Annotated in this window: 22 protein-coding genes and 1 pseudogene; 12 read left to right on the forward strand and 11 right to left on the reverse strand. The window is 69.3% G+C overall.

Annotation, left to right across the window (positions count from 1 at the left end; genetic code table 11):
- The first annotated feature begins 61 nt into the window (after positions 1 to 61).
- Positions 62 to 904 carry a hypothetical protein gene (locus tag FMM06_RS09740; protein WP_144237218.1) on the forward strand — a complete coding sequence of 281 codons (843 nt, stop codon included), beginning with the start codon at positions 62 to 64 and terminating at the stop codon, positions 902 to 904.
- Here FMM06_RS09740 and FMM06_RS09745 read toward each other — a convergent pair.
- Genes FMM06_RS09745 through FMM06_RS09755 form a run of 3 tightly spaced genes read right to left on the reverse strand, consistent with a single transcriptional unit; the run spans position 901 to position 3030 of the window.
- Positions 901 to 1251, reverse strand: a complete 351-nt coding sequence (locus FMM06_RS09745) for a GFA family protein (protein WP_144237219.1) — start codon at positions 1249 to 1251, stop codon at positions 901 to 903. The two genes, FMM06_RS09740 and FMM06_RS09745, sit on opposite strands and share 4 nt — an antisense overlap.
- A complete protein-coding gene (locus FMM06_RS09750; RefSeq protein ID WP_144237220.1) occupies positions 1248 to 2321 on the reverse strand; it encodes a diiron oxygenase in 1074 nt (357 codons plus the stop codon). Before FMM06_RS09750 ends, FMM06_RS09745 begins: the two co-directional genes overlap by 4 nt.
- Positions 2322 to 2343: 22 nt before the next feature.
- Positions 2344 to 3030 (reverse strand): MerR family transcriptional regulator, encoded by a 687-nt coding sequence (locus FMM06_RS09755; protein WP_144237221.1) that lies wholly within the window; start codon positions 3028 to 3030, stop codon positions 2344 to 2346.
- Positions 3031 to 3146: 116 nt separating this feature from the next.
- Here FMM06_RS09755 and FMM06_RS09760 point away from each other — a divergent pair, with 116 nt between their 5' ends.
- The 3 genes from FMM06_RS09760 to FMM06_RS09765 are packed head-to-tail and all read left to right on the forward strand — an operon-like array spanning position 3147 to position 5596.
- The gene (locus FMM06_RS09760) at positions 3147 to 4718 is read left to right on the forward strand and encodes a cisplatin damage response ATP-dependent DNA ligase (protein WP_144237222.1); all 1572 of its coding nucleotides are present in this window, start codon (positions 3147 to 3149) and stop codon (positions 4716 to 4718) included.
- Positions 4719 to 4733: 15 nt separating this feature from the next.
- A complete protein-coding gene (locus tag FMM06_RS16810; RefSeq protein WP_185965137.1) occupies positions 4734 to 4910 on the forward strand; it encodes a hypothetical protein in 177 nt (58 codons plus the stop codon).
- Complete coding sequence (locus tag FMM06_RS09765; protein ID WP_144237223.1) at positions 4907 to 5596, forward strand: ATP12 family chaperone protein; 690 nt, start codon at positions 4907 to 4909, stop codon at positions 5594 to 5596. Before FMM06_RS16810 ends, FMM06_RS09765 begins: the two co-directional genes overlap by 4 nt.
- Here FMM06_RS09765 and FMM06_RS09770 read toward each other — a convergent pair.
- A complete protein-coding gene (locus FMM06_RS09770; RefSeq protein ID WP_144237224.1) occupies positions 5593 to 6120 on the reverse strand; it encodes a hypothetical protein in 528 nt (175 codons plus the stop codon). The two genes, FMM06_RS09765 and FMM06_RS09770, sit on opposite strands and share 4 nt — an antisense overlap.
- Before the next feature lie 74 nt (positions 6121 to 6194).
- Here FMM06_RS09770 and FMM06_RS09775 point away from each other — a divergent pair, with 74 nt between their 5' ends.
- From FMM06_RS09775 to FMM06_RS09790, 4 genes and pseudogenes are all read left to right on the forward strand, one after another.
- Positions 6195 to 7721, forward strand: a complete 1527-nt coding sequence (locus FMM06_RS09775; RefSeq protein WP_144237225.1) for an acyl-CoA carboxylase subunit beta — start codon at positions 6195 to 6197, stop codon at positions 7719 to 7721.
- Between the two features lie 195 nt (positions 7722 to 7916).
- Positions 7917 to 9050 (forward strand): annotated as a pseudogene (locus tag FMM06_RS17370) (type IIL restriction-modification enzyme MmeI); the annotation flags it as partial.
- Between the two features lie 94 nt (positions 9051 to 9144).
- Positions 9145 to 10764, forward strand: a complete 1620-nt coding sequence (locus tag FMM06_RS09785) for a DNA methyltransferase (protein ID WP_144237227.1) — start codon at positions 9145 to 9147, stop codon at positions 10762 to 10764.
- Between the two features lie 46 nt (positions 10765 to 10810).
- On the forward strand, positions 10811 to 12799 hold the full coding sequence (locus FMM06_RS09790) for an acetyl-CoA carboxylase biotin carboxylase subunit (protein WP_144237228.1): 1989 nt from the start codon (positions 10811 to 10813) through the stop codon (positions 12797 to 12799).
- Here FMM06_RS09790 and FMM06_RS09795 read toward each other — a convergent pair.
- From FMM06_RS09795 to FMM06_RS09805, 3 genes are read right to left on the reverse strand one after another with little or no spacing between them, the layout of a single operon-like run.
- Complete coding sequence (locus FMM06_RS09795) at positions 12796 to 14436, reverse strand: hypothetical protein (RefSeq protein WP_144237229.1); 1641 nt, start codon at positions 14434 to 14436, stop codon at positions 12796 to 12798. The two genes, FMM06_RS09790 and FMM06_RS09795, sit on opposite strands and share 4 nt — an antisense overlap.
- A complete protein-coding gene (locus FMM06_RS09800; protein ID WP_144237230.1) occupies positions 14433 to 14912 on the reverse strand; it encodes a VOC family protein in 480 nt (159 codons plus the stop codon). The genes FMM06_RS09795 and FMM06_RS09800 overlap by 4 nt, the downstream gene beginning before the upstream one ends.
- 17 nt (positions 14913 to 14929) lie before the next feature.
- On the reverse strand, positions 14930 to 15745 hold the full coding sequence (locus tag FMM06_RS09805) for a LytTR family DNA-binding domain-containing protein (protein ID WP_144237231.1): 816 nt from the start codon (positions 15743 to 15745) through the stop codon (positions 14930 to 14932).
- Between the two features lie 108 nt (positions 15746 to 15853).
- Between FMM06_RS09805 and FMM06_RS09810 the strand changes: the two genes are divergently transcribed.
- The gene (locus FMM06_RS09810; RefSeq protein ID WP_144237232.1) at positions 15854 to 17029 is read left to right on the forward strand and encodes an acyltransferase family protein; all 1176 of its coding nucleotides are present in this window, start codon (positions 15854 to 15856) and stop codon (positions 17027 to 17029) included.
- Here FMM06_RS09810 and FMM06_RS09815 read toward each other — a convergent pair.
- The gene (locus tag FMM06_RS09815; RefSeq protein ID WP_144237233.1) at positions 16950 to 18038 is read right to left on the reverse strand and encodes a bifunctional transcriptional activator/DNA repair enzyme AdaA; all 1089 of its coding nucleotides are present in this window, start codon (positions 18036 to 18038) and stop codon (positions 16950 to 16952) included. The genes FMM06_RS09810 and FMM06_RS09815 overlap by 80 nt on opposite strands.
- Before the next feature lie 167 nt (positions 18039 to 18205).
- Here FMM06_RS09815 and FMM06_RS09820 point away from each other — a divergent pair, with 167 nt between their 5' ends.
- Positions 18206 to 18679 (forward strand): BLUF domain-containing protein, encoded by a 474-nt coding sequence (locus FMM06_RS09820; protein ID WP_144237234.1) that lies wholly within the window; start codon positions 18206 to 18208, stop codon positions 18677 to 18679.
- Between the two features lie 12 nt (positions 18680 to 18691).
- Here the strand turns inward: FMM06_RS09820 and FMM06_RS09825 are convergent, their stop codons facing one another.
- Positions 18692 to 20146: a Do family serine endopeptidase gene (locus tag FMM06_RS09825; protein ID WP_144237235.1), complete on the reverse strand. Its 1455-nt coding sequence runs from the start codon at positions 20144 to 20146 to the stop codon at positions 18692 to 18694.
- A 67-nt stretch (positions 20147 to 20213) separates the two neighbouring features.
- Here FMM06_RS09825 and FMM06_RS09830 point away from each other — a divergent pair, with 67 nt between their 5' ends.
- Positions 20214 to 20831 carry a glutathione S-transferase family protein gene (locus tag FMM06_RS09830; RefSeq protein WP_144237236.1) on the forward strand — a complete coding sequence of 206 codons (618 nt, stop codon included), beginning with the start codon at positions 20214 to 20216 and terminating at the stop codon, positions 20829 to 20831.
- Here FMM06_RS09830 and FMM06_RS09835 read toward each other — a convergent pair.
- Entirely contained in the window at positions 20818 to 21117 is a 300-nt protein-coding gene (locus FMM06_RS09835) for a DUF952 domain-containing protein (RefSeq protein ID WP_144237237.1), read from the reverse strand. The genes FMM06_RS09830 and FMM06_RS09835 overlap by 14 nt on opposite strands.
- 65 nt (positions 21118 to 21182) lie before the next feature.
- Here FMM06_RS09835 and FMM06_RS09840 point away from each other — a divergent pair, with 65 nt between their 5' ends.
- Positions 21183 to 22688 (forward strand): acyl-CoA synthetase, encoded by a 1506-nt coding sequence (locus tag FMM06_RS09840; RefSeq protein ID WP_144237238.1) that lies wholly within the window; start codon positions 21183 to 21185, stop codon positions 22686 to 22688.
- Here FMM06_RS09840 and FMM06_RS09845 read toward each other — a convergent pair.
- On the reverse strand, positions 22685 to 24112 hold the full coding sequence (locus tag FMM06_RS09845; RefSeq protein ID WP_144237239.1) for a carotenoid oxygenase family protein: 1428 nt from the start codon (positions 24110 to 24112) through the stop codon (positions 22685 to 22687). The genes FMM06_RS09840 and FMM06_RS09845 overlap by 4 nt on opposite strands.
- Positions 24113 to 24115 lie beyond the last annotated feature (3 nt).

The raw sequence follows: 24115 nt of genomic DNA on the forward strand, positions 1-24115 counted from the left end.
CCAGAGGGTTCAAGCCAAGGTCACCGCTGTGCCTGTCGAAAGCGGCAGCGCTTTAGAACTTTTGTCACCCAGCCAAGCCGCGCTGTTCGCACCACCGCGTCTGGCCCCCTCCCCCGCAGCGTTCGACCTCGCCGCCGCCGCCTACGCCGACCTCGCTCGCCGCGACCGGCGGAGCGCAGCGAGCAAGTTCGAAGCCGCTCTCGCCGTCGACCCCGCTGCATCCAATGCCCCCGCTTGGCGCACCGAACTGCGCCGCCTGCGACAGCAATGGTCAGGCGACGCGTACATCCTCGTGCGCGGCGCAGGGCCTACGGGGCTCGGCGTCGCCCCGCTTTTTGGCGGCGGGCAGAGCGGCGGGAGCCTCGCCTTCACCCCCGACCCGCTGGCACGTCGGCCCATCGCCGTCGTCGCCCGCGCCACGGTCGCGCACGAGGGCAAGGACTTCGGCATCGCGGGCATCGACCGGGGTTCGCTGCAGACCGCGCTCGGCGTCCGCTGGCAGGTCGTGCCCGGCGCATCGCTTACCGCCGAGCGGTTGATCGCGGGCGGCTCGGCCGCGCGTGACGCCTGGGTGCTCCGCACCGCCGGGGGCACAGCGCACAAGCTAGGCCCCGTCCAACTCGACGTCTATGCCGAGGCGGGGGTCGTGGGCGCACGCCGCCGCGATACGTTCGCCAGCGCGCAGGCCCGCGCTGAGCTCCCCCTCCCCGCAGGGCTGGATGCCGGCGGCGGCGCTTGGGTGAGCATTCAAAACGCCGCCACGACCGTCCACCGCGTCGACATCGGCCCGACGATCGGCTGGCGCGCCGGCCCGATCACCGCCCGCGCCGACTGGCGTTTCCGTGTTGCCGGCGACGCCGCGCCGGGCTCCGGCCCGGCGCTGACGCTCTCCGCGGCCTTCTAGTCGACGTACTCTTCGGTCCCTGCCCCATCGAGGTGCCGGACGCGCGCCGCCGCCAGCACTTCGGGCGGCAGCAGGCGAGCATTGACCCCCATGCGCTGCCGCGCCGGGTCAGGGGACGCCCAGTGGGTGACGCAGCCGCACATCGTGCAGCGGTGGAACACGACCGTCCGGTTACCCCAGACATAGGTCTCGGTAGACCCCGACACGTCGACGTCGCCGGGCACGTAGTAAGCCCACAGCACGCCGTAGCGGCGGCAGATCGAGCAGTTGCAGTCGGTGACCTCGACCGGCGCCGCCGCCACGACGATGGTGCACGCCCCGCAGTGGCAGGTCGCGGTGGCGCTCACTCGGCCGCGATCGCCGCGATGTCGTGAATGTTCTGCCGCCGCGCGTCGAACTCGTTCGCGATCTTCTCGTCGTTGGCCTGCAGCGCGTCGACGTCGACCGACATGTAGTCGAGCACGCCCATCTCGGTGTAGCCCTTCTGCACGATCGGCCCCCACAGACCGATGTCGGCGACGACGGGGACGATGCGGTTGAACAGGTGGTTGCGGAACAGCTTCTGGTTGGGGCTGTCCTTGGCATAGGCGATGCACTCGTCGGCGTCGTAGCCCAGCGTCTCCCACACCTCGCGCGCCTCGAACCGGTCGCGCATCAAGTAGCAGGCCTCGACCAGGAACTCCTCGCGCTCGTTGCGCTCGCCCTGCGTCAGCTGGGGGTAGTATTCGCGCAACGACAGCCGTCCGAAGGCGACGTGGCGCGCCTCGTCCTGCATCACGTACGCGTTGACGGCGCCGGCCAGCGGCGAGGTCGTCATGTCGCGGATGCCGGCAAAAGCCGCGAGCGCCAACCCTTCGATGACAACCTGCATGCCGAGGTAGGTCATGTCCCAGCGCTTGTCGGTCAGGACCTGCTCGAGCAGGACGCTGAGCGGCCCGGTCATCGGATAGCTGAGGCCCAGCTTCTCGATCAGCCGCTTGTACGATTCGACGTGACGCGCCTCGTCGATGGTCTGGGTGCTGGCGTAGAACTTGGCTTCGAGGTCGGGGACCTGCTGGACGATCTTGGCGGCGCAGATCAGCGCGCCCTGCTCGCCGTGGAGGAACTGGCTGAGCTGCCATGCCGCGAAGTTGCGGCGCAGCTCGACGCGCTCCTTCTTGTTCATCTTGTCCCACAGCGGCGAGCCATAGATTGCCATCTGCTGCTCGGGCAGGCCCATCGGGTTTTCGTATTCGAGCTCCTGGCTCCAGTTGATCCGGTGCTCGGCATCCCATTGCTGCTGCTTGCCCTTGGCATAGAGCTTGAGCAGGTCCTTGCGGTCGTCGCTGTATTCGAAGTCGAACACCGCCTCGAACTCCTGCGCGACGTTCCACGTCGGGCCGTTCGGCGTCAGCTTGTAGGTGTCGGTGAAGGCCATGGCGTGTCTCTCCCCAGAGATATCAGCTGTTGTCGTTGGCAATCCGCCGGCGTTCGCCGAGCTTCTTCAGGATGGCGCGGGTGCGCAGCAGGCTGAGCAGTTCGTTGATCGACGCGACGCCGCGCTCGGCCATATCGGCGGCCTCGCTCTCGCCGACCTGGCCCGCGGTGTGCTCGAAGAACAGGCGCATTTCCTGCGTTGTCACCCACTCGACGAAGTCGAGGTAGAGGCGCAGGCCGCCATTGTGAAAGCCGCGCTCATGCGTGAAGCCCACGGCGTTGAGGTCGCCGAGGACGCGCAGGATCGCCGCGTCGCGCGCGCTGACCGTGCCGTCGGCATCGACGCTGATCATGCCGGTCTCGATCAGGTCGGGCAGATGCTCGAGGGTATGGCTGTCGACGACGCTCGCGACGGCGACGCGAGCGGCGTCTTGGTCGAGACGCGCCGACAACTGGCTGTCGAGCTGCGGGAAGGCCTGCGGCTCCAGCCAGCGGTCGCCGTCGTCGCGGTCGAGCAGGCTGCGGATCACCGCGAGCGGCAGGAAACGCTCCTCCTGCAACCGCTTGATGGCGCGGACGCGGGTGACATGGTCGTCGCTGTACGAGGCCGAGTTGCGGCTGGCGCGTGCCGGTTCGGGCAGCAATCCCTCCCGGATGTAGAAGCGGATCGTCTCGCGACCCACCCCCGTCCGCTGTTCGAGTTCGCGCATCCGCAAATGGGCAGCTCCTGAGTGCGACTCGGAAGCTATCACGAAGTGTGGAGTAGCGCTACGCGATTTCGTTGCGGCTTGGCACCGGCGCGCCCGCGCCTACGTTATGCGAACCAATGCAGGCCTTTGCCGCCCTTCTCGACGCGCTGCTGTACACGCGGTCGCGCAATGCCAAGCTGCGGCTGATCGGCGATTATCTGCGCGCCACGCCCGACCCCGACCGCGGCTGGGCGCTCGCGGCGCTGACCGGCGGGCTCGACCTGAAGGCGGTGCAGCCCAAGCTGATCCGCACGCTGATCGAAGACCGCGTCGACCCCGTGCTGTTCCGCATGAGCCACGACTATGTCGGCGACCTGGCCGAGACGGTGGCGCTGCTGTGGCCCGATCCGCTGACGCCGGAGACGCGGCCTGCCCCGACGCTGGGCGAGGTCGTCGACCGGCTCCGCGCATTGTCGCGGGTCGATGCGCCGAAGGTTGTCGTCGAACTCCTCGACCGGCTCGAGCCGCCGGGGCGCTATGCGCTGCTCAAGCTCGCGACCGGGGCGCTTCGCATCGGCATCTCGGCACGCCTGGCGAAGACGGCGTTCGCGCAAGGCTTCGGGGTCGAGGTCGATGCGGTGGAGGAGGTGTGGCACGGCCTGTCGCCGCCCTACCCCGAGCTGTTCGAATGGGTCGCCGGCGGGGCGCAACCCACCGCGGGCGATGTCGCGACTTTCCGCCCGTTCATGCTCGCGCACCCGCTCGATGAGCTGAAGCTCGACCTCGCCGAGTATGCGGCCGAGTGGAAATGGGACGGCATCCGCATCCAGCTGGTGCACGTCGCCGGGCAGACGCGCCTGTTCAGCCGGGCCGGAGACGACATCACCGGCAGCTTCCCCGATGTCGCGGCGGCGTTCAGCTACCCGGCGGTGCTCGACGGCGAGCTGCTGGTGCGCGGCGACGTGCAGGGCGGCGAGGCGGCGAGTTTCAACGCGCTGCAGCAGCGGCTAGGGCGCAAGACGCCGACGGGCAAGGCGATGGCCGACTATCCGGCGTTCGTGCGCATCTACGACGTGCTGTTCGACGGCGCGGAGGATCTGCGCGCGCAGCCTTGGACGACGCGGCGGGCGCGGCTGGAGGCGCTGATGCCGCGCCTTGACCCCGCCCGCTTCGACTTGTCGGCGGTGATTAACGCGGCGGACTTTCCGGCGCTCGAGGCGATCCGCGACGGCGCGCGCGACGCGGCGATCGAGGGGCTGATGCTGAAGCGCCGCAACAGCCCCTATGTCGCCGGCCGGCGCACCGGCCTGTGGTACAAGTGGAAGCGCGACCCGCTCGTGGCGGACTGCGTGATGATGTACGCCCAGCGCGGCCACGGGAAGCGGTCGAGCTTCTACAGCGACTATACTTTCGGCTGCTGGACCGACGACGGGCAGCTGTCCCCGGTCGGCAAGGCGTACAGCGGCTTCACCGACGCCGAGCTCGCGATGCTCGACAAGTTCGTCCGCGCCAACACCGTCGCGCGGTTCGGACCGGTCCGAGAGGTCGCGAAGACGATGGTGCTGGAGGTCGCGTTCGATTCCATTCACCGCTCGACGCGGCACAAGTCGGGGGTGGCGATGCGTTTCCCCCGCATCGCGCGCATCCGCACCGACAAGCCCGCGGCCGAGGCTGACACGGTCGCGGCGTTGATCAAGCTGATCGCCTGAGGCAGGACCCAGACCATGACCGACAAGCAGCGCTTCCTGATTTATTTCGCCGTCCGCGTCGTGACGCTGTCGATCTTCGCCGGCGGGCTGATCGCGCTGCGCGCAGACCGCACGGTGCTGGCGGTGGTGCTGCTGGCGATCGGTGCGGCGGGCTTCTTCATCCGCCCGCGTCACATCCTGCCGAACCGGTGAGGCGCTTCTACAAGGACGCGGCTGCACTCGCGGGCGACGGCGGCTGGAGCATCGCCCTCGACGGACGCGCGGTGCGGACCCCGGCGCGGGCACCGCTGCTGCTGCCGACCGAGGCGCTGGCGCAGGCGGTCGCGGGCGAATGGGCGGCGCAGGGTGAAGAGATCAAGCCGCTGACCATGCCGCTGACCGGCCTCTCGAACGCCGCGATCGACCGCGTCGCGCCCGACCGCGCGACCTTCGCGGCAGGTCTGGCAGCCTATGCCGAGACCGAGCTTCTCGCCTATCGCGCCGATTATCCGCCGGCGCTGATCGCCCGGCAGGCGGCGGAGTGGGACCCGCTGCTCGCCTGGGCGCGGACGCGCTACGACGTCGCGTTCACGGTGACCACGGGCATCGTCCATGTTGCGCAGCCTCCGGCCACGCTGGCGCGCATCGCCGCGGCGTTCGCGGCGCTCGACGCCTTCCGGCTGGCGGCGCTCAACCAGGCGGTGACGATCACCGGCTCGGCGGTCATCGCGATGGCGCTGAACGAGGGACAGATCGATGCCGCGTCAGCGTACGCCGTGGGGCATCTGGACGAGCTGTGGCAGGCCGAACAATGGGGCAGCGACCCGCTGGCCGAGGCCCCGCGCGCCGAGCGCCAGGCGAATCTGGCTGCGGCGGCGCGGCTGCTCGAACTCCTCTAGGCGCGCCGCCGCAGCCACCACGTCATTACCAGCCCACCGACCGCGAGGCTGGTGAAATCGGCGACCGCGAAGAACGCCGCGGTCTGCCAATTGTAGCTCCACCAGATCGGGCCGCCGAAGTGGATGAACAGCACCGCGACCCCCGCCATGCCGAAGGCCACGCCGCTGCGCGCGCCGCGCTGGACCCCGCCGAGCACTGCGCCGAGCAGCGCCGCGACGAGCAGATAATGCGCGAAACCCTTCGCCAGCGTCATCGGATCGAACACCGGGCGCCCGGCCAGCCGGACATGCACGAACGCCGTCGGCCCTGTCAGCATGCCGGCTGCATCGGCGGCGGTCAGCGGGTTGGGGATCGCGTAGAAGCCGTCGCGCGGCAGGCCGCGCAGCGCAGCCTGGATCTGCGCGCCCGTTGCGTCGCTGGCCTTGGACACCGCGGTCTCGCTCAGCGGCGTGGCATAGAAGCCGAAACCGACCAGGAACATCGCGACCGCTGCGAGTACCCAGCCCAGGATCATGCGCATCATGTCTCTCCCCCCAGAGCGCGGACATTATGCCGCAGGCGTGACAGCTTCGCCAGCCCCCTGCTAGGGATGCTGCCATGCTCAAGACCCTTGCCGAACTCGACCGCCGCCGCGACGCCGCCCGCATGGGCGGGGGCCAGAAGCGCATCGACGCGCAGCACGCCAAGGGCCGCCTGACCGCGCGCGAGCGGCTCGACGTGCTGCTCGACCCGGGCAGCTTCGAAGAGGTCGACATGTACGTCGAGCACAACTGCGTCGACTTCGGCATGGCCGAGCAGAAGATCCCCGGCGACGGCGTCGTCACCGGCAGCGGCACGATCAACGGTCGCCTCGTCTATGTCTTCAGCCAGGATTTCACCGTCTTCGGCGGCTCGCTCAGCGAGCGCCACGCCCAGAAGATCTGCAAGATCATGGACACCGCGATGAAGGTCGGCGCGCCGGTCATCGGCCTCAACGACAGCGGCGGCGCGCGCATCCAGGAGGGCGTCGCGTCACTCGGCGGCTATGCCGAGGTCTTCCAGCGCAACGTGCTGGCGAGCGGGGTCGTGCCGCAGATCAGCCTGATCATGGGCCCCTGCGCCGGCGGCGCGGTCTATTCACCTGCGATGACCGACTTCATCTTCATGGTGAAGGATTCGTCCTACATGTTCGTCACCGGCCCCGACGTCGTGAAGACGGTGACCAACGAGATCGTCACCCAGGAGGAATTGGGCGGCGCGCTGACCCACAGCACCAAGTCCGGCGTCGCCGACCTCGCGTGCGAAGACGATATCGACGCGCTGCTGCGGACGCGGACCTTCTTCGACTTCCTTCCGCTCAACAACCGCGACGGCGTGCCCTTCCGCCCGTCCGCCGACGACGGCGAGCGGCTCGAGCCAAGCCTCGACACGCTCGTCCCGGCCTCCGCCAACCAGCCGTACGACATGAAGGAACTGATCGCGAAGGTCGCCGACGAGGGCGCCTTCTTCGAGGTCCAGCCCGGCCACGCCGCCAACATTGTCATCGGCTTCGCGCGCATCGAAGGCCACACCGTCGGCATCGTCGCCAACCAGCCGATGGTGCTGGCGGGCGTCCTCGACATCAACTCGGCGAAGAAGGCGGGGCGCTTCGTGCGCTTCTGCGACGCCTTCGGCATCCCGATCGTCACCTTCGTCGACGTCCCCGGCTTCCTGCCCGGCGTGGCGCAGGAACTCGGCGGCATCATCAAGCACGGCGCCAAACTGCTCTTCGCCTATGCCGAGGCGACCGTCCCCAAGATCACCGTGATCACCCGCAAGGCCTACGGCGGCGCCTATGACGTGATGGCGTCGAAGCACCTGCGCGGCGACCTCAACTACGCCTGGCCGACCGCCGAGATCGCCGTGATGGGCGCCAAGGGCGCGGTCGAGATCATCTTCCGGGGCAAGTCACCCGAGGAGATCGCCGAGCGCACCGCCGAGTACGAGGCACGCTTTGCCAACCCCTTCGTCGCGGCCAGCATGGGCTTCATCGACGAGGTCATCATGCCCCACTCCACCCGCCGCCGGATCGCGATCGGCCTGCGCAAGCTGCGGACGAAGAAGCTGGAGAACCCCTGGAAGAAGCACGACAACATCCCGCTGTGAGGGCGGGCATTCCAGAACATATCGCTCTGGGTACGGTAGAACGGCCCGATCCGTAACGGGGCCGAAGATGAACAACTAAGCGAGTTTGACACCCGGGACGGGGTTTGGAACGCCGCGCGGGAATAGGAACCAGATGGGTTCCTATTTGTCTAGGGTGATCAGGGCGCTCGACCGCCCGTAGCTTGCTCGCTACTGATGTTCGCGGGGGGTACGCGCGTGCAGCGTTTGAGTTGGGACGTTATTCGAGCGCGCGCGGTGGCCTTTGCGCAACGCCACGCCGAAAGCCGCGACGAACACCGCCACACCCAGACCTTCTACAACGAGTTCTTCGGCATCTTCGGCATCGACCGGCTGCGCCTCGCCACCTACGAGCACCGCGTCCGCCTGCACACCGAGAAATACGGCTTCATCGACCTGTTCTGGCCCGGCGTGCTGCTCGTCGAGCAGAAAAGTTCGGGCCTCGATCTCGGCAAAGCGGGCAGCCAGGCGCTCAACTACATCGCCGGGCTGAAGGAGCCGCGCGATCACCCGCGCTATCTGCTGACCTGCGATTTCCAGACGTGGAACCTCCTCGACCTCGAAAAGGGCGGGCCGCCGCTCGTCTTCAGGCTCGCCGACCTGCCCGAGCATATCGAGGCCTTCGCCTTCATGCTGGGGCGGCGGCAGGATTTCGGCAGCCAGCCCGCGGTCAACATCGCCGCGGCCGAATTGATGGGCCGCCTCCACGATGCGCTGGCCGCGTCGGGCTATGACGGTCACGACCTCGAACGCCTGCTCGTCCGCCTGCTGTTCTGCATGTTCGCCGACGACACCGGCATCTTCGAACCCCGCGACATCTTCCTGCAGTATATCTTCGCCGACACCGCGCCCGACGGCAGCGACCTGGGCGAACGGCTTAACAAGATCTTCGACGTCCTCGACACGCCGCCCGAGCGGCGCGGCAAGCTGCTGCGCGACGAGCTGCGCCAGTTCCCGCACGTCAACGGCGCGCTGTTCGCGGGCGCGCTGCGCCCCGCCGACTTCGACCGCGACATGCGCGAGATGCTGCTCGACGCCTGCCGCTTCGACTGGAGCAAGGTCAGCCCAGCGATCTTCGGGTCGCTGTTCCAGTCGGTGATGAACCCCGGCGAGCGCCGCAAGGCAGGCGCACACTATACCAGCGAGCCCAACATCCTGAAGGTCATCGGGCCGCTGTTCCTCGACGATCTGCGTGCCGAGCTGGGCCGGCTGCTCGTCCGCGCCACGGGGCGAGAGCGCGGACTGCAGGAGTTCGTCCGCAAGCTGCGCCGCCTCAACTTCCTCGATCCGGCATGCGGCTGCGGCAATTTCCTCGTCGTCGCCTATCGCGAGCTGCGCGCCATCGAGTTGCAGGCGCTGCGTGCGCTGTATCTCGATCAGCGCGTGCTGACCGGCTTCGACGGGGATGAGCCAGGTCGACGTCGACCAGTTCCACGGCATCGAGATCGGCGAATTTCCCGCGCGCATCGCCGAGGTGTCGATGTGGATGGCCGACCACCTTGCCAACAACGCCTTCGACGCGGTGTTCGGCATGACCCCGCCGCGCATCCCGCTCAAACAGTCCGCCAACATCCGCCACGGCGACGCGCTGGAGGTCGATTGGGCCGAGGTGCTGCCCGCCGAACGGTGCAGCTATGTCATGGGCAACCCGCCGTTTATCGGCGCAAAGTTCCAGACCGAGGCGCAGCGCGCGCAGGTCCGCAGCATCGCCGGGCTGCCGGGCAGCGGCGGCACGCTCGATTATGTTTGCGCGTGGTTCCTGAAGGCCGTCGCCTATCTCGGCCGCAGCCAGGCGCGTATCGGCTTCGTCGCGACCAATTCGATCTGCCAGGGGGAGCAGGTCGCGCAGCTCTGGCCGCCGGTATTTCGCGCCGGGTGGGAGATCGCCTTCGCGCACCGAAGTTTCGTCTGGGACAGCGAGGCGCGCGGCAAGGCGCACGTCCATGTCGTCGTCGTCGGGCTCGCGCATGCCGAAGCCCAGCCTGCCGAAAAGCGCCTGTTCAGCTATCCCGACGCGAAGAAGCCCGCCGAGGAGACACGGCACGGGGCGCTGACGGCGTATTTGTTCGAGGCGCGGATCGCGAGCGCTCGCCATTTGGTCGTTACAAATGCATCCGCGCCACTAGGCAACGCGAAGCGGCTAGATATCGGCAGTCAAATCATCGACGACGGGATCATGACGTTCTTGCCGGGCGCAAAGCGCGACTTCATTGCAGCAGAGCCGCAGTCGAGACCATATTTCCGTCCACTGATCGGTGCCGACGAGTACATCAACGGGACCGAGCGATGGGTTCTGACACTCCGCGATGCACCTGCAACGCTTATTAACGCTTCCTCCCTGATTAAGGAGAGGTTGGCTGCAATCAGGGCCTTCCGTTTGAAGAGCGCTCGAAAGAGCACCCTAGCATCGGCTGAATACCCGAGCCGATTTGCTCTTGAGAATATCCCCGACGAGCCATTTCTCGTGCTGCCTCGTGTGTCGAGCGAGCGCCGGGACTATGTGCCTTTCGGCTGGCAGTTACCGCCTGCTATTCCGACCGACGCCGTGATTATCATGCTTGGCGCAGCTCCTTACGACTTCGGCGTCCTCACCAGCCGGATGCACATGGCGTGGCTCAGCCACATCGGCGGAAGGCTCAAATCAGATTTCCGCTATTCGATCGGCCTCGTCTACAACACCTTCCCTTGGCCAACCCCAACCGACGCGCAGCGCACCAAGGTCGCCGCCCTCGCCGACGCCGTGCTCGCCGCGCGGGCCTGCCATCCGACCGCGAGCCTCGCCATCCTTTACGACCCGCTGACCATGCCCGCCGACCTGCGCGCCGCGCACACTGCGCTCGACCGCGCCGTCGACCGGCTGTACCGGCCCGAGCCGTTCGCGTCGGACCGCGACCGCGTCGAGCATCTGTTCACCCGCTACGCCGCGCTCGTCGACCCGCTGCTCGCCGCTGGACCGGGGGCGAATGCGCGCACCGCGCGCCGGACGAAGGCCGCGGGCGCAAGCGCCTTGGCCCGCCGCGCTTGACGCCCCTGCCGTCGCGCGCTTCAACGGCGCGCGAGGGAGCCGCCAGTTGTTCAAGAAGATCCTGATCGCCAATCGCGGCGAGATCGCCTGCCGCGTCATGCGCACCGCGCGCGCCATGGGGATCGCCACCGTCGCGGTCTATTCGGACGCCGACGCGGGCGCGCTGCATGTCGAGATGGCCGACGAGAGCGTGCGGCTCGGACCGCCCCCGGCTGCCGAGTCCTACCTGCTTGGCGATGCAATCATCGCGGCGTGCAAGGCCACGGGCGCCGAGGCCGTGCATCCGGGTTATGGTTTTTTGAGCGAACGCGCGTCGTTTCGCGAGGCGTGCGACGCCGCCGGCATCGCCTTCATAGGGCCGCCCACCAAGGCGATCGCCGCGATGGGTGACAAGATCGAATCGAAGAAGCTGGCGAAGGCGGCGGGCGTGTCGGTCGTGCCGGGCTTCATCGGCGAGATCGACGGCACCGAGCATGCTGTCCGCATCGCCACCGAGATCGGCTACCCGGTGATGATGAAGGCGTCGGCCGGCGGCGGCGGCAAGGGCATGCGGCTCGCGTGGTCCGAGGCCGACGTGCGCGAGGGCTTCGAGGCGACCAAGCGCGAGGGGCTGGCGAGCTTCGGCGACGACCGCGTGTTCATCGAAAAGTTCGTCGAGCAGCCGCGCCACATCGAGATCCAGGTGCTCGGCGACCAGCACGGCGGGCTCGTGTACCTCGGCGAGCGCGACTGCTCGATCCAGCGGCGGCACCAGAAGGTCGTCGAGGAGGCGCCCTCCCCGTTCGTCACGCCCGAGATGCGGAAGGCGATGGGCGAGCAGGCGGTCGCGCTGGCGCGGGGCGTTGGATACTTCAGCGCGGGCACGGTCGAGTTCATCGCCGGGGCCGACCGCAGTTTCTACTTCCTCGAGATGAACACGCGTCTGCAGGTCGAGCATCCGGTGACCGAATGCATCACCGGACGCGACCTCGTCGCCGACATGATCCGCGTCGCCGCCGGAGAACCGCTGGGGTTCGCGCAGGACGACGTGAAGTTGTCCGGACATGCGATCGAGACGCGCGTCTATGCCGAGGACCCCTACCGCGGCTTCCTGCCCTCGACCGGGCGGCTGACGCGGCTGGTGCCTCCGCAAGGCGAAGGCGTTCGCGTCGACACCGGCGTCGTCGAGGGCAGCGAGATCAGCCGCTTCTACGACCCGATGATCGCCAAGCTGATCACTCACGCGCCGACCCGCGCGCAGGCGATCGCCGAGCAGGCCGCCGCACTCGACGCCTATCTGGTACGCGGGATCAGCCACAACATCGACTTCCTGGCGAGCCTTATGCACCACCCGCGCTTCGTCGCGGGCGAGGCGGTCACGACCGCCTTCATCGCCGAGGAGTATCCGGATGGGTTTCACGGCAACCCCGCCACCGACGCGACGCGCGACACCGTCGTGGCGGTTGCCGCCGTGCTCCACGCCACCGCGAGCGAGCGCGCCCAGCTGATCGACGGGCAGCTGAACGGCCACGGCGCGGCGTTCGGCACCGACTGGATCGTGCAGCTCGACGGCACCGACCATGAGGTGACGGTCGAGGATGCCGGCGGCGGCTTTGCGGTGACGATCGACGGCACCGACCATATGCTGAGCACCGAATGGCGCGTCGGGGAGCCGCTGCTGCGCGGCCGCTTCGACCGGCGCGACATCGCCGTCGGCGTCGACGCCCTGCCCGTCGGCTATCGCCTGACCACCGCCGGCGCGAGCCACGCCGTGCGCGTCCTGACCCCCCGCGCCGCCGCGCTCGCGAAGCACATGATCGCCAAGGTGCCCCCCGACCTGTCGCGCTTCCTGCTGTGCCCGATGCCCGGGCTGATCGTGAAGCTCGACGTGGCCGCAGGCGACAAGGTCGAGGCTGGCCAGCCGCTCGCCACAGTCGAGGCGATGAAGATGGAGAACATCCTGCGCGCCGAGAAATCGGCGACCGTGAAGGAAGTGCGCGTCAAGGCGGGCGAAAGCCTCGCGGTCGACGCGGTGATCCTGGAGTTCGAGGTCTAGGGCTGAGGTTTATACTCCGGCCCCAGCACCCGCTCGACATCGTCGACGGCGATCGTCCGGTCGCTCTCGTCGCGCAGCTCGGCAGGCAGGCTGGCGGGATCGACGAACGCCACGTCGAGCTGCGTGACATAGCCCGCGGGCGTCGCCGGGCCCATCGGCGTGCCGTTCCGCGTCAAGGTGCTCGTCCGCTGCAGGTCGCGCTTGTCGAGCACGACGAACGCCGGCTTGCCCGCCTCCCGCGCCAGGTCGGCGGCGCGCAGCAGTGTCATCTCCTCGGTCGCCAGCGCCGACGAGGTATCGCCGATGAACTCGATCGTCGTGCCGCGCCCGTCGGCGAGCTGCTTCTCCTTGAAGCCGCCCGCCTTGAAGAAGCCGCGGCTCTTCGAATAGCTGTTCCGGCCCGCCTGCGCGCTGCGCAGAAGACTGCCGCCCATCAGCACCTCGCCGACCCCGCCGCCGCCGCCCGTCTTGCCCTCGTAGCGGGGCAGCAGCACGAGCACGCGCAGCGGGTCGACCTCACCCGCCGGCGTGCGCGGCGGCACCGGCTGACCGCGCACCAGGGCGGCAAGGCGCAGCGTCGCATCGTCGTCGGGCAAGGGTGCGGCCGCAGCCAGCAACGACTGCGCGGCGTCCTTGCGACCGGCGGCATGCGCCTCGGCGACCTCGACCAGTTCCAGCCGCCGCGTCAGTTCGGCGATCGCACGCTCGCGGTCGTACATCTGCGCGAGCATGCCACCCATCGGCGGCAGCGCCGCGGTCTTGGTCTTCGCCTCGGCAATCCACTCCCGCCCTTGAGCGGCGTCGCCTGCCAGTGTCGCGGCGATCGCCGCCGCACCGACACGGGCGGGATCGATCGTCTTGACCGGGAAGCCGGGCATGCCGACCACGATCGAGTTGGGAAATTTGACATAGACCGTCGTCACGTCGGTGACGCTGGGCCGCACGCGGCGCCAGTCTGTCAGCGCGCCGGCATGATCGCCCGCGGCAAAGCGCAGCCGCGCGCGCCGCTCGCGGCCCTTGACGTCGATCAGCACGAGCCGCTGCGCCACCGCCACCTGCTCGGCCGTGGCACCCGGCACCTGTGCAAGCAAGGTCTCGGCGACACCCTGCACCCGCCCGCTCCACGGTCGTGCGGCGGCCGCCCGGCCGTAGAAGCGCGCGGCCTCGGGCGTCCCCAGCTTCGCGTGCGCCAGTCCGCGCAGGAAGTCGCTGGCAACCGTCGTGGTCCGCGCGACCTCGGCCGGGTCGGCAGCCGCGGGCACGACCTGCGCGACCGTGTCGAGATCCTTCAGCGCACCCGCGGCGTCGCCCGCCGCGATCCGGTGCGCCGCCTGCGCCTGGAGCAGGCTGACGCGCCGCGGCCATTCCTGGGGCGTCAGGTCGGGACTGGCGAGCGCCTTGGCGCAGGCGTCGAGCGGCGGCATCCGGGTGCCGGGCGCGAGATTGGTCCAACCGCTGCGGTTGCCGCGCAGCGCGTCGAGTGCCCCCGCTTCCTTGCCGAGTTCGAACCAGCGTTTGGTCGCCAGCAGGCCCGCCTTGGGGTCGGTGCCGAAATCGCACGCCGTCCACTCGGGATCCTCGCGCGCCGCCAGCGGGCTCGCGAGCATCAGCGCGACGAGCAATATGGCGCGCTTCATTCCGCGACGGCCGATTCCAGCGCCGCGATGTCGATCTTCACCATCGTCATCATCGCTTCCATCGCGCGCTTCGCCCGCGTGCTGTCGGGGTCGGTCATCAGCTCGTTGAGGCGGCGCGGCACGATCTGCCACGGGATGCCCCAGCGGTCGTTGAGCCAGCCGCACTGGATCTCCTTGCCGCCGTCGGCGGTCAGCGCGCTCCACAGCCGATCGGTCTCGGCCTGGTCCTCTGTTTCCACCACGACCGATGCCGCGCTCGAGAACTCGGCCATCTTGGTGCCGCCGTTGAGCCCCTGCATAGCCTGGCCGGCGAGAGTGAATTCGACCAGCACCGGATCACCAGCCTTGCCGGCCGGATAGTCGGTCGGCGAACGCCAGACGCGGTCGATGCGACTATCGGGCAGCAGCGAGCAGTAAAACGCCGCTGCAGCCTCCGCATCGCGTTCAAACCACAGGCAAACTGCAACTTTCGGCATGACGACTCTCCCCGCCGCTATTCCAGCACGGACCGGAAGCGGCGGCTACCCGAAACCATTGCACCGCTGGCCAAGGTCGCCTCGAAATCGCCCGATGGCGTGGTCCTGACACCGGTGACCGCGGCTTGCCGCACGAGCCGCGAGCGGTGGATGCGGACGAAGCCATGCCCGGACAATTCGGCCTCGACGCCGCTCAGCGTCGCGCGGTGCAGGACGGTGCCCGTGGCGGTGTGGAGCTCGACATAGTTGCCCGCTGCCTCGACCCGCTCGATGTCGCCCGGCGCGAACCATTGGACGCGCGCGCCGTCGCGGACTTCGAGGCGAAAGGGCGGCTGCGGGGCAGCGGGCGGAGCGATGCTCCAGCGGTCGCCGACGAACGCGATGACCCCGAAAACGGCGACCGACAGCAGATCCTTGCGCCATTCGTAGACGAGGTGCGTGACGCTGAAATCATAGTCGTGCGACGCGCCCAGCGCCCAGTAGGCCGCGCTCCGCGTCGCCGCGAGCCACGCGACGTGCAGCGCGCATACCGGCAGGCTGAGCGCCACGTGCGCCGCGATCGCCGCCGGCCAGCCGAGCGCGGGCGGGCGCAGGCGGCGCGACGCCGCGACGATCGGCAGCGCGGCGGCGATCCAGAACGCCGCGCTGGTCAGCTCCCACACCCAGGGCTCCCACGCGTCGAAGCCGACGCCGGAGTCGCGCAGGTCGTCGGCGACGGTCAGCGCATTGACCACCGCGAACGCCAGGGTCAGCACAGTGACGAGCGCGAGGATGCGAGGCGCAGGCAGCCGCCCGCCGCTCGTCACGCCTGCCCCGCCGCTCGTCCCCGCCATGCCCCCGGCCGTCCCTCCCGCGCCGCCGTCCGTACCGCCGCCGATGACGGCGCGTGCCCGCTTTCCCTAGCGTCGGCGCAAGCTTAGGCAAGGCGCGAGGGCGGGCCAATGACACGACGCTATGATCTCGACTGGCTGCGCATCGGCGCGTTCGGGCTGCTGATCCTCTACCACATCGGCATGGTGTTCGTGCCGTGGGAGTTCCACATCAAGACCGCGCGCCCGATGCAGTGGGTCGAGGCGCCGATGCTGCTGCTCAACGCATGGCGGCTGTCGCTGCTGTTCCTGATCTCGGGCGTCGCGTCGCGGATGATGCTGCGGAAAGGCGGAAGCTTCGGCTGGGGGCGGACCAAGCGGCTGTTCATCCCGCTGGTCGCCGGCATGGCGCTGTGGATCGCGCCGCAGGCGTGGGTCGATCTGCGGGTCAATTACAACTACCCTCACGGCTTCGTCTATTATTGGCAGCACGACAACTGGCGCTTCGACGACAGTCTCGGCATCGACACGCCGACGTGGAACCAGCTGTGGTTCGTCGCCTATCTGTGGGTCTATTCGATGGTGCTGGCGCTGGTCGCGCTGGCGCCGGCGGCGTGGCGGGAGCGTGCGCAATCCGCCTTCGACACGCTGTTCGGCGGCTGGCGGCTGATCGTGCTTCCGGTAGCGGTCTATGCCCTCACGCGCATCCTGCTCGCCGACCGCTTCCCCGAGACGCACGGCCTGGTCGACGACTGGTACGCGCACAGCATCTACGCCTTCGCCTTCTTCTTCGGTGTCGGGCTGGGCGGTACGCGTACCCTGTGGCCGCTGATCGCACGCGTTTGGAAGCCATGCGCCATCGCCGCCCTGATCGCCTGGGTCATGGTCGCGGCGGTGTTCGTGCCGCTGCCTGAGGGTGCGGAGTTGCCCCCGCTGCAGACCGCGGCAATGCGCGTCGTGCGCGCGGTGCAGGCGTGGGGGGCGATCATAGCGCTGCTGGGCTTCGCGCAGGCGTTCCTCAACCATGATCACCCATGGCGCACGACGCTCAACGAGGGCGTGTTTCCAGCGTATATCGCGCACCAGACGGTGATCCTGGTGGTGATGTACTGGCTGCTGCCCCTCGGCCTGTCGGCGCTGACGGAGTTCGCCATCCTCGTCGCCGCGACGGTCGTCGGATCGGTGCTGTTCTACCTGATCGGGCGCGAAATCCCCGGCCTGCGCCCGCTCATAGGATTGCGCGGGCTAGAGCGCCCTCGTGCTCGAGCAGCCAGCGTTTCCGCTCCACCCCGCCCGCATAGCCCGTGAGCGTGCCGTTCGCGCCGATGACGCGGTGGCACGGCACGACGATGCCGACCGGGTTCGACCCGTTCGCCAGCCCCACCGCGCGCGCTGCCCCGGGCTTGCCGAGCATCGCCGCCAGCGCGCCATAGCCTGTCGTCGTGCCCGCCGGGATCGCCCGCAGCGCCGCCCAGACGCTGCGCTGGAACTCGCTGCCCCCGGTCTTGACGGTCAGCCCGTCGAGCGCCGTCGCATCGCCGGCGAAGTAGGCGTCGAGCGCGGCAACGACTGCAGGCGGCGCAGGCCCGTCGGTCAGCGTCACCGCGCCGTAGTGGCGGCCAAGCAGCGTCCGCATCCGCGCCTCGTAATCGGCGAAATCGAGCGCGCGCAGCGCCCCCTCGGCATCGGTGACGATCAGCAGGTCGCCGACGGGGGCGGTATGGCGGGTCAGGGTCAGTTGCACGGGTGTTCCCTTCGCGATGCGGCGGCGGCGCGCGGCGGGCGTCTCGCCGTGCACCCCCGCCCAGACTTCGTTGAAACGGCGGATGCTGCCGAACCCCGCCGCGAGCGCGACCTGCGCCATCGGCATGGTGCCTTCGTCGATCAGCGGTGCGGCCGCCGCGAGCCGCTTCGCCTGCGCCACCACGACCGGCGGCGCGCCGACGTGCTGTTTGAACAGCCGCCGCACCTGCCGCTCGCCCAGCCCCAGCCGGTCGCCGAGCGCATCGACGCGGGTCTCGTCGAGCCCGCCCTTCTCGATCAGCGTCAGCGCCCGCGCGACGCTGGCCGCACTCCCCGTCCACGCCGGGCTGCCCCGCGCAGTCTCCGGCCGGCAGCGCTTGCACGCCCGGTACCCCGCCGCCACCGCATCGGCAGCGGTCGCGACGAAGCTGACATTCTTCAGGAACGGCGTCCGCGCCGGGCACACCGGCCGGCAGAAGATGCCCGTCGTCCGCACGCAGACGAAGAACCGCCCATCGGCCGCGGGATCGCGGATCAGCATCGCGGCGTAACAGGCTTGCGGGTCGGTGTGCATGGCCAAGGTTTACGCCCGCCCGCGCACGCTGTCTGGCGGTTTTCGGACGTGGCCGTAACCCGGGCCGAAGGCCGAGACTTCCTTACCCAAAATCACAAAGATGCGCTAACCTGCTGCCAAGCTACCGCGTGGCACGACCGCCCGGCGTAGACAAAGCGAGCCAATCCATGTTCGACGAACCCGGTTTTCCAGGCGGCCCTGACTTGGATGACGACGCGCCGATCCTGGATACCTTCGTCTATTGCAGTCGCGCCGCCGAAGGTGTCGACGACGTCGAGGTCGACCGCATCATCGAATGGTCCCAGCGCCGCAACGCCAAGTGCGAGATCACCGGCGTGCTGGTGTTCGGAAGCGGCGTGTTCTTTCAGTGGATCGAGGGGCCGCCCGCCGAGGTGAAGAAGCTGATCGCGAGCCTTCACGGCGATCCGCGCCACTACGACATCGTCACCCTCGACCGGAACGTGGAACAGCGCGAGCGTCTGTATCCGAACTGGGAGATGGAGCGGGTCGGACCCGACGACATCCGCGCGGTGCTGCTGGACGCGCTCGACAGCGCCGAGGACCAGAACAACATCGCTGCCCTGACGCGCATCGTGGCGCACCTCGATTCAGGGCCGCTGGACACGCTCGGGCGAACCTGACCCGGCGGCCTTTCAGCTCTGGCAGGCCAGCTGACCCCCCGTCACGCCGCAGATCGCGCGCTGGCCGCCGCGGTTGAAGCGCACGCTCGGCACGCCGGTCTGCGTGGCGCGGGCGACGTCAGCGGCGGTGCGAACCGGTTGGCCGTTGACCGCCTCGATCAGGTCGCCGGGCTTCAGGAAGCCGAAGCGCGCGGCGGGCGCGGTGCCGGCGATCTCGAACACCACGACGCCCTTTTCGGGGAGGCCCGCGCCGATCTCCTGCGCGAAGGCGGGCGACAGGTTGGCGACGGTGACGCCAGTCAGCAGATTGTCGCCGCTGATCCGCGTCAGCGCGCGCGGCGGGTTTTCGGGCGGCGAGGCGAGCGTCATCGCGAAGGTCCGCCGCTCGCCGGCGCGGAGCACGTCGACGTCGACCGCCTTGCCGACGCCTTGGACGGCGATGCGGTAGCGCAGCTGGCCGGGGTCGACGACTTCCTTGCCGTCGACCGCGACGATGATGTCGCCGGGCTTGATGCCCGCCGCCGCCGATGGCGACCCCGGGCTGACCTCAGTGACCAGAACGCCGCCGGGGCGGTCGAGGCCGATCTGCGCGGCCGACGCGGTGGTCAGCGCCTCGCCCTCGGCGCCGATCCAGCCAGTGACCATCTTGCCGTTCTTCGCAGCACCCACGAAGACCCGCACCATGTTCGCGGGGATCGCGAAGCCGACGCCCGTCGAGCCGCCCGACGGCGACGCGATCGCGGTGTTGATGCCGAGCAGGCGGCCCTGCATGTCGAGCAGCGCGCCGCCCGAATTGCCCGGATTGATCGCCGCGTCGGTCTGCAGGAAATACTGGCTGTTCGACACGCCCTGGCCGGTACGCGCGGTGGCGGACACGATGCCGTGGGTCACCGTCTGCCCGACGCCGAAGGGATCGCCGATCGCCAGCACGACATCGCCGACCTCGGCCCGGTCGCTGTCGCCGAGCGGCACTGTCGGCAGTCGCACGCCTTTGGTGTCGATCTGGAGCAGCGCGAGATCGAGCCGTGCGTCGGCGAACACCAGCTTTGCCGCGAACTCGCGCCGGTCGGCGAGTGCGACGAGGATCTGGTCGGCGCCGGCAACGACGTGGTTGTTGGTGACGATCAGCCCGTCGGGGCCGACGATGACGCCCGAGCCCAGCGACTGCTCGACGCGCGGGGCCTGCGGGCCGCCGCCGAAGAACTGCTGGTAGAAGGGGTTGACCGGGCGGCTGCGGTTGACCCGCGCCGAATAGACGTTGACCACCGCCGGCGCGGCGCGCTTCACCACCGCGCTGTAGCTGAGCAGCAGCTGGCCCTGGTTGATCGGCACGACGCGGGTCTCGGCGGGCAGGGTCTGGGCATCGACGCTGCCCTGCCCGGTCCCGGCGTTGATGCCGAACGCCAGCGCGACGCCGGCCGCCAGCCCGCCCGCTCCGATAGCCCAAGCCTTCGCCCGCGCGCGCATCGACACTCGTTCCACCTCCGCTCGTCAGTCCTTGCGAAATGGTGCTCGATGGGTGAAGCGTCAATGAATGAAGCTGTATCATTGCGCCGATGCCCGCTCGTTCCGTGCGCTGTGGACGCTCGAGGAGATGGGGCTGGCGTACGACCTCGCGCTGCTCCCCTTCCCGCCGCGCTTCCTGGCGCCCGAGTTTCTGGCGGAGAATCCGCTGGGGACGATCCCGCTGCTCGTTGACGGCGACGCGCGGCTGACCGAGTCGGCGGCGATCGCGCAGTACCTGTGCACGAAGTACGGTCCGTCGCCGCTGGCGGTGGGAGTGGAGGAGCCAGACTATGGCGCGTGGCTCAACTGGCTGCACCACGGCGAGGCGACGCTGACCTTCCCGCAGACGATCGTGCTGCGCTACCGGGTGTTCGAGCCCAAGAAGGGCCTGCAGGTCGCCGCCGACGACTATGCGCACTGGTTCGCCAAGCGGACGCTGCTGGCGGACGCCGCGCTGGCGGACCGCGAGTGGCTGTGCGCGAGGCGGTTCACCGCAGCCGACATCTCGGTCGGCTATGCGCTGATGCTCGCTGAGACGCTGGGGCTGCACGACCGGCTGTCGGAGGGGCTGCGGACGTATTGGGCACGGCTCCAGGCGCGGCCGGGGTTTGCGGCCGCCAAGGCGGCGCAGCTCAAAGCGGCGTAGCGGCCACCACCTCGTCCAGCCTCAGCGCGCGGTACAGGTGCGGGAACAGCGCGCCGCCGCGCGACGGCTCCCAGCGCAGCGCCTCGCCTAGCGCTTGCGGGTCAAGAGCCACGCGCACGACCCCCGCCTCGCCGGCGAAATACTTGACGAAAGTGCCCTCGACCTGATCCGCAGTCGACATGTGGATATAGCCGTCGCGCAGGTCGTCCGGCGACCCGGCGAACTCACCCGACGCCTCGAACGCCGCCCACTCGACGGCACGCAGCAGCTTGAAGATATGAGCCATCCGCGACGCTTACGCGCGAGCGCACGGCCGTGCTAGCGTGGCTGCAAAAATGGGGAGACCGTCCGATGCATCCGTCGATCCACGCCGCGAGCCAGCCCGAGGCGATCGCCATCCGCATGGCGGGCAGCGGCGAGACGATGACTTACGCGGCCCTCGAGGCGCGCTCCAATCAGGTCGCGCACATGCTGCGTGCGCAGGGTCTGAGGCGCGGCGACACGATCGTCCTGTGGCTCGACAACTGCCCCGACTTCTTCGCGATCTGCTGGGGCGCCCAGCGCAGTGGCCTAGTCTATGTCGCGATGTCGACCAAGCTGGGGGCCGAGGAGGCGGCGTACATCGTCGCGGACTCGGGCGCCAAGGCGGTGTTCGCCGGCGCGCGCTTCGCCGGCCTCGCTGCCGCGCTGCCGGCCACCGGGGGACAGTACGCGGTCGGCGGCGACATCCCCGGCTGGACATCCTTCGAGGCCGCCCTCGCCGCCCAGCCGACGACGCGCATCGCCGACGAATCGCCGGGTCGCGACATGCTGTACTCGAGCGGCACGACCGGGCGGTCCAAGGGCGTGCGCGGGCCGCTGCCCGAGGGGCCGATCGACGGGCCCGACGCGCTGCTCGGACTGGTCGGCGCGCTTTACGAGTTCAAGGCCGGCATGATCTATCTCAGCCCCGCGCCGCTCTATCACGCCGCGCCGCTACGCTACACGATGAGCGTCCACCGCTTCGGCGGCGAGGTGATCGTCATGGAGAAGTTCGACCCCGAACATTATCTGGCGCTAGTCGAACGGCACCGCGCCACGCACAGCCAGCTGGTGCCGACGATGTTTGTGAAAATGCTCAAGCTTCCGGAAGCTGTCCGGACAAGATACGACGTGTCGAGCCTCGCCTGCGCGATCCACGCCGCCGCGCCCTGCCCCGTCGACGTCAAGCACGCGATGCTCGACTGGTGGGGCGACGTAGTCTTCGAATACTACTCGGCGACCGAGGGCGCAGGCTTCACCGCGATCAGCCCGCAGGAATGGCGCGCCCACCCGGGGTCGGTGGGCAAGTCGCTGCTCGGCGAGATCCGCGTGCTGGGCGACGACGACCGCGTGCTCGGACCAGGCGAGACCGGCCGCATCTACTTCGCCGGGGGCCCGGGCTTCACCTACCACAACGACCCCGACAAGACCGCCAGCGTCACCGGCACGCACGGCGCGACCTTCGGCGATATCGGCCACGTAGATGCCGACGGCTATCTCTACCTGACCGACCGCGCGAGCTACATGATCATCTCGGGCGGCGTGAACGTCTATCCGCAGGAGGCCGAGAACGTCCTGACTATGCACCCCGCGGTCGCCGACGTCGCGGTGTTCGGCGTGCCGCACGAGGAGCTTGGCGAGACGGTCAAAGCGGTGGTGCAGCCGCGCGACCCCGCCGCCGCCGGGCCTGAGCTCGAGGCCGAGCTGATCGCCTTCGCCCGCGCGCGGTTGAGCCACATCAAGTGCCCGACCTCGGTCGATTTCATGGACGAGCTGCCGCGCCACGACACGGGCAAGCTGTACAAGCGGCTGCTGAAGGATCGCTACTGGGCCTAGGCGCTCACGAAGTTGCCGTGGAAGCCATAGGGCAGCGCGACATTGGCACGCCACGTCACCAGCGGTCCACGCGCGACGTTCGCAGCGTCGAGGACGTGCAGCTCGGTGGCGCGGGCGTCGAGGTTGATCGTCGTGCCGACCAGCCAGCGGTCGTGCGGCACGAACTCCTCGACGAGCTGGCGCGCGCCGAAGTCGTAAGCGTCGTCGCGCTCCTTCGCCCAGTCCCACACGCCGACGGCATGCGCGAACGGCGCGCCCTTGATGTAGCCGCCGACATGTACGGTGCGGGTCCGCGGCAGCCCGGCCTGGCGCGGGTCGCAGCGCGGAAACTCGGCCATGATACCCGACGATGTCAGCGTCGCACGGCCGCCGGGGTGGAGCGCGATCATCGTCAGCGCCGGGTGCGGCGTGTCGATATGCACGCCCGCGACCATGGCGCGCGCCGCCGTGCTGCCGAACGACGGATCGGCCTCCAGACACCCGTCGAAGCGGATCGTGCCGTCGGCCTCCTCCCACGCATCGCCGAGATGGAAGAAGGCGAAGGCCGGCAGCTCGAAGATGCGGCTGCGCGTCAGGTCGGCCTTGTCGATCACCATGACCTGCGTGCCGCGCTCGGGCCGCCACGTCAGGCTGTCGACGTACGGCAGGCCCATGCGGTCCTGCAGCCAGGGTTGCAGGACGATCACCAGATGCCGCGCGGTCGCCGTGAAATCGTGCATGTAGCTGGCACGCGGCAGCGGCACGATCTGCGACGCCTCCAGCGCGCCGCTCGCCGACAGCCGCCAGACCAGCGCCGAACGCCCCGACAGGCCGAGGTTCCAGATCCGCCCGTCGGGTTCAATGCGCGGATGCGCGAGAAAGGGCATGTGCTTCAGCTCGGGGCTGAAGCTCTTCTGGCCGAGCGTCGCGAGGGTGCGCGGATCGACCTCGGTCGCCGACCCCGCCTCCCACAGCGCGAGGAGCTTGCCGCCCGCCATCATGACGCTGGTATTGGCGGCGTTGGTGTCGTCCGAACTGCTCACCGGTACGTCGGGTCCCGCGGGCGTGCCGAAGCCGGGGACGACCATCGCGCCGCGCGCCTCCTCCAGCCGCCGCTTGGGGGTGTCGACGAAGCGCGCGGCCAGCCGCGCATCGCCGTCGTCGATCTCCCACGCGCGGATCATGCCGTCGCCGTCGAACCAGTGGCCGCTCGCGCTTCCGCCGCGGCGGAAGCGCGCCGGGCCGTTGCGGTACAGCGTGCCCTTCAGCGCGGCGGGGGCGCGCCCATGTACCCGGCGCAGGCGGCGGGTCGCGATGTCGCCGGGCACATCGGCGAGCGCGAGGCGCCAGTCGGCGGGGCCGCTGCCGGCACGCAGCGCCTCTGGGATGGCGAGCGCCGCGGTGGCGAGCCCGGCGTGCGACAGGAAGGTGCGGCGGTTGAGCATGGT

Source organism: Glacieibacterium frigidum (genome assembly GCF_007097155.1).
Taxonomy (GTDB): Bacteria; Pseudomonadota; Alphaproteobacteria; order Sphingomonadales; family Sphingomonadaceae; genus Glacieibacterium; species Glacieibacterium frigidum.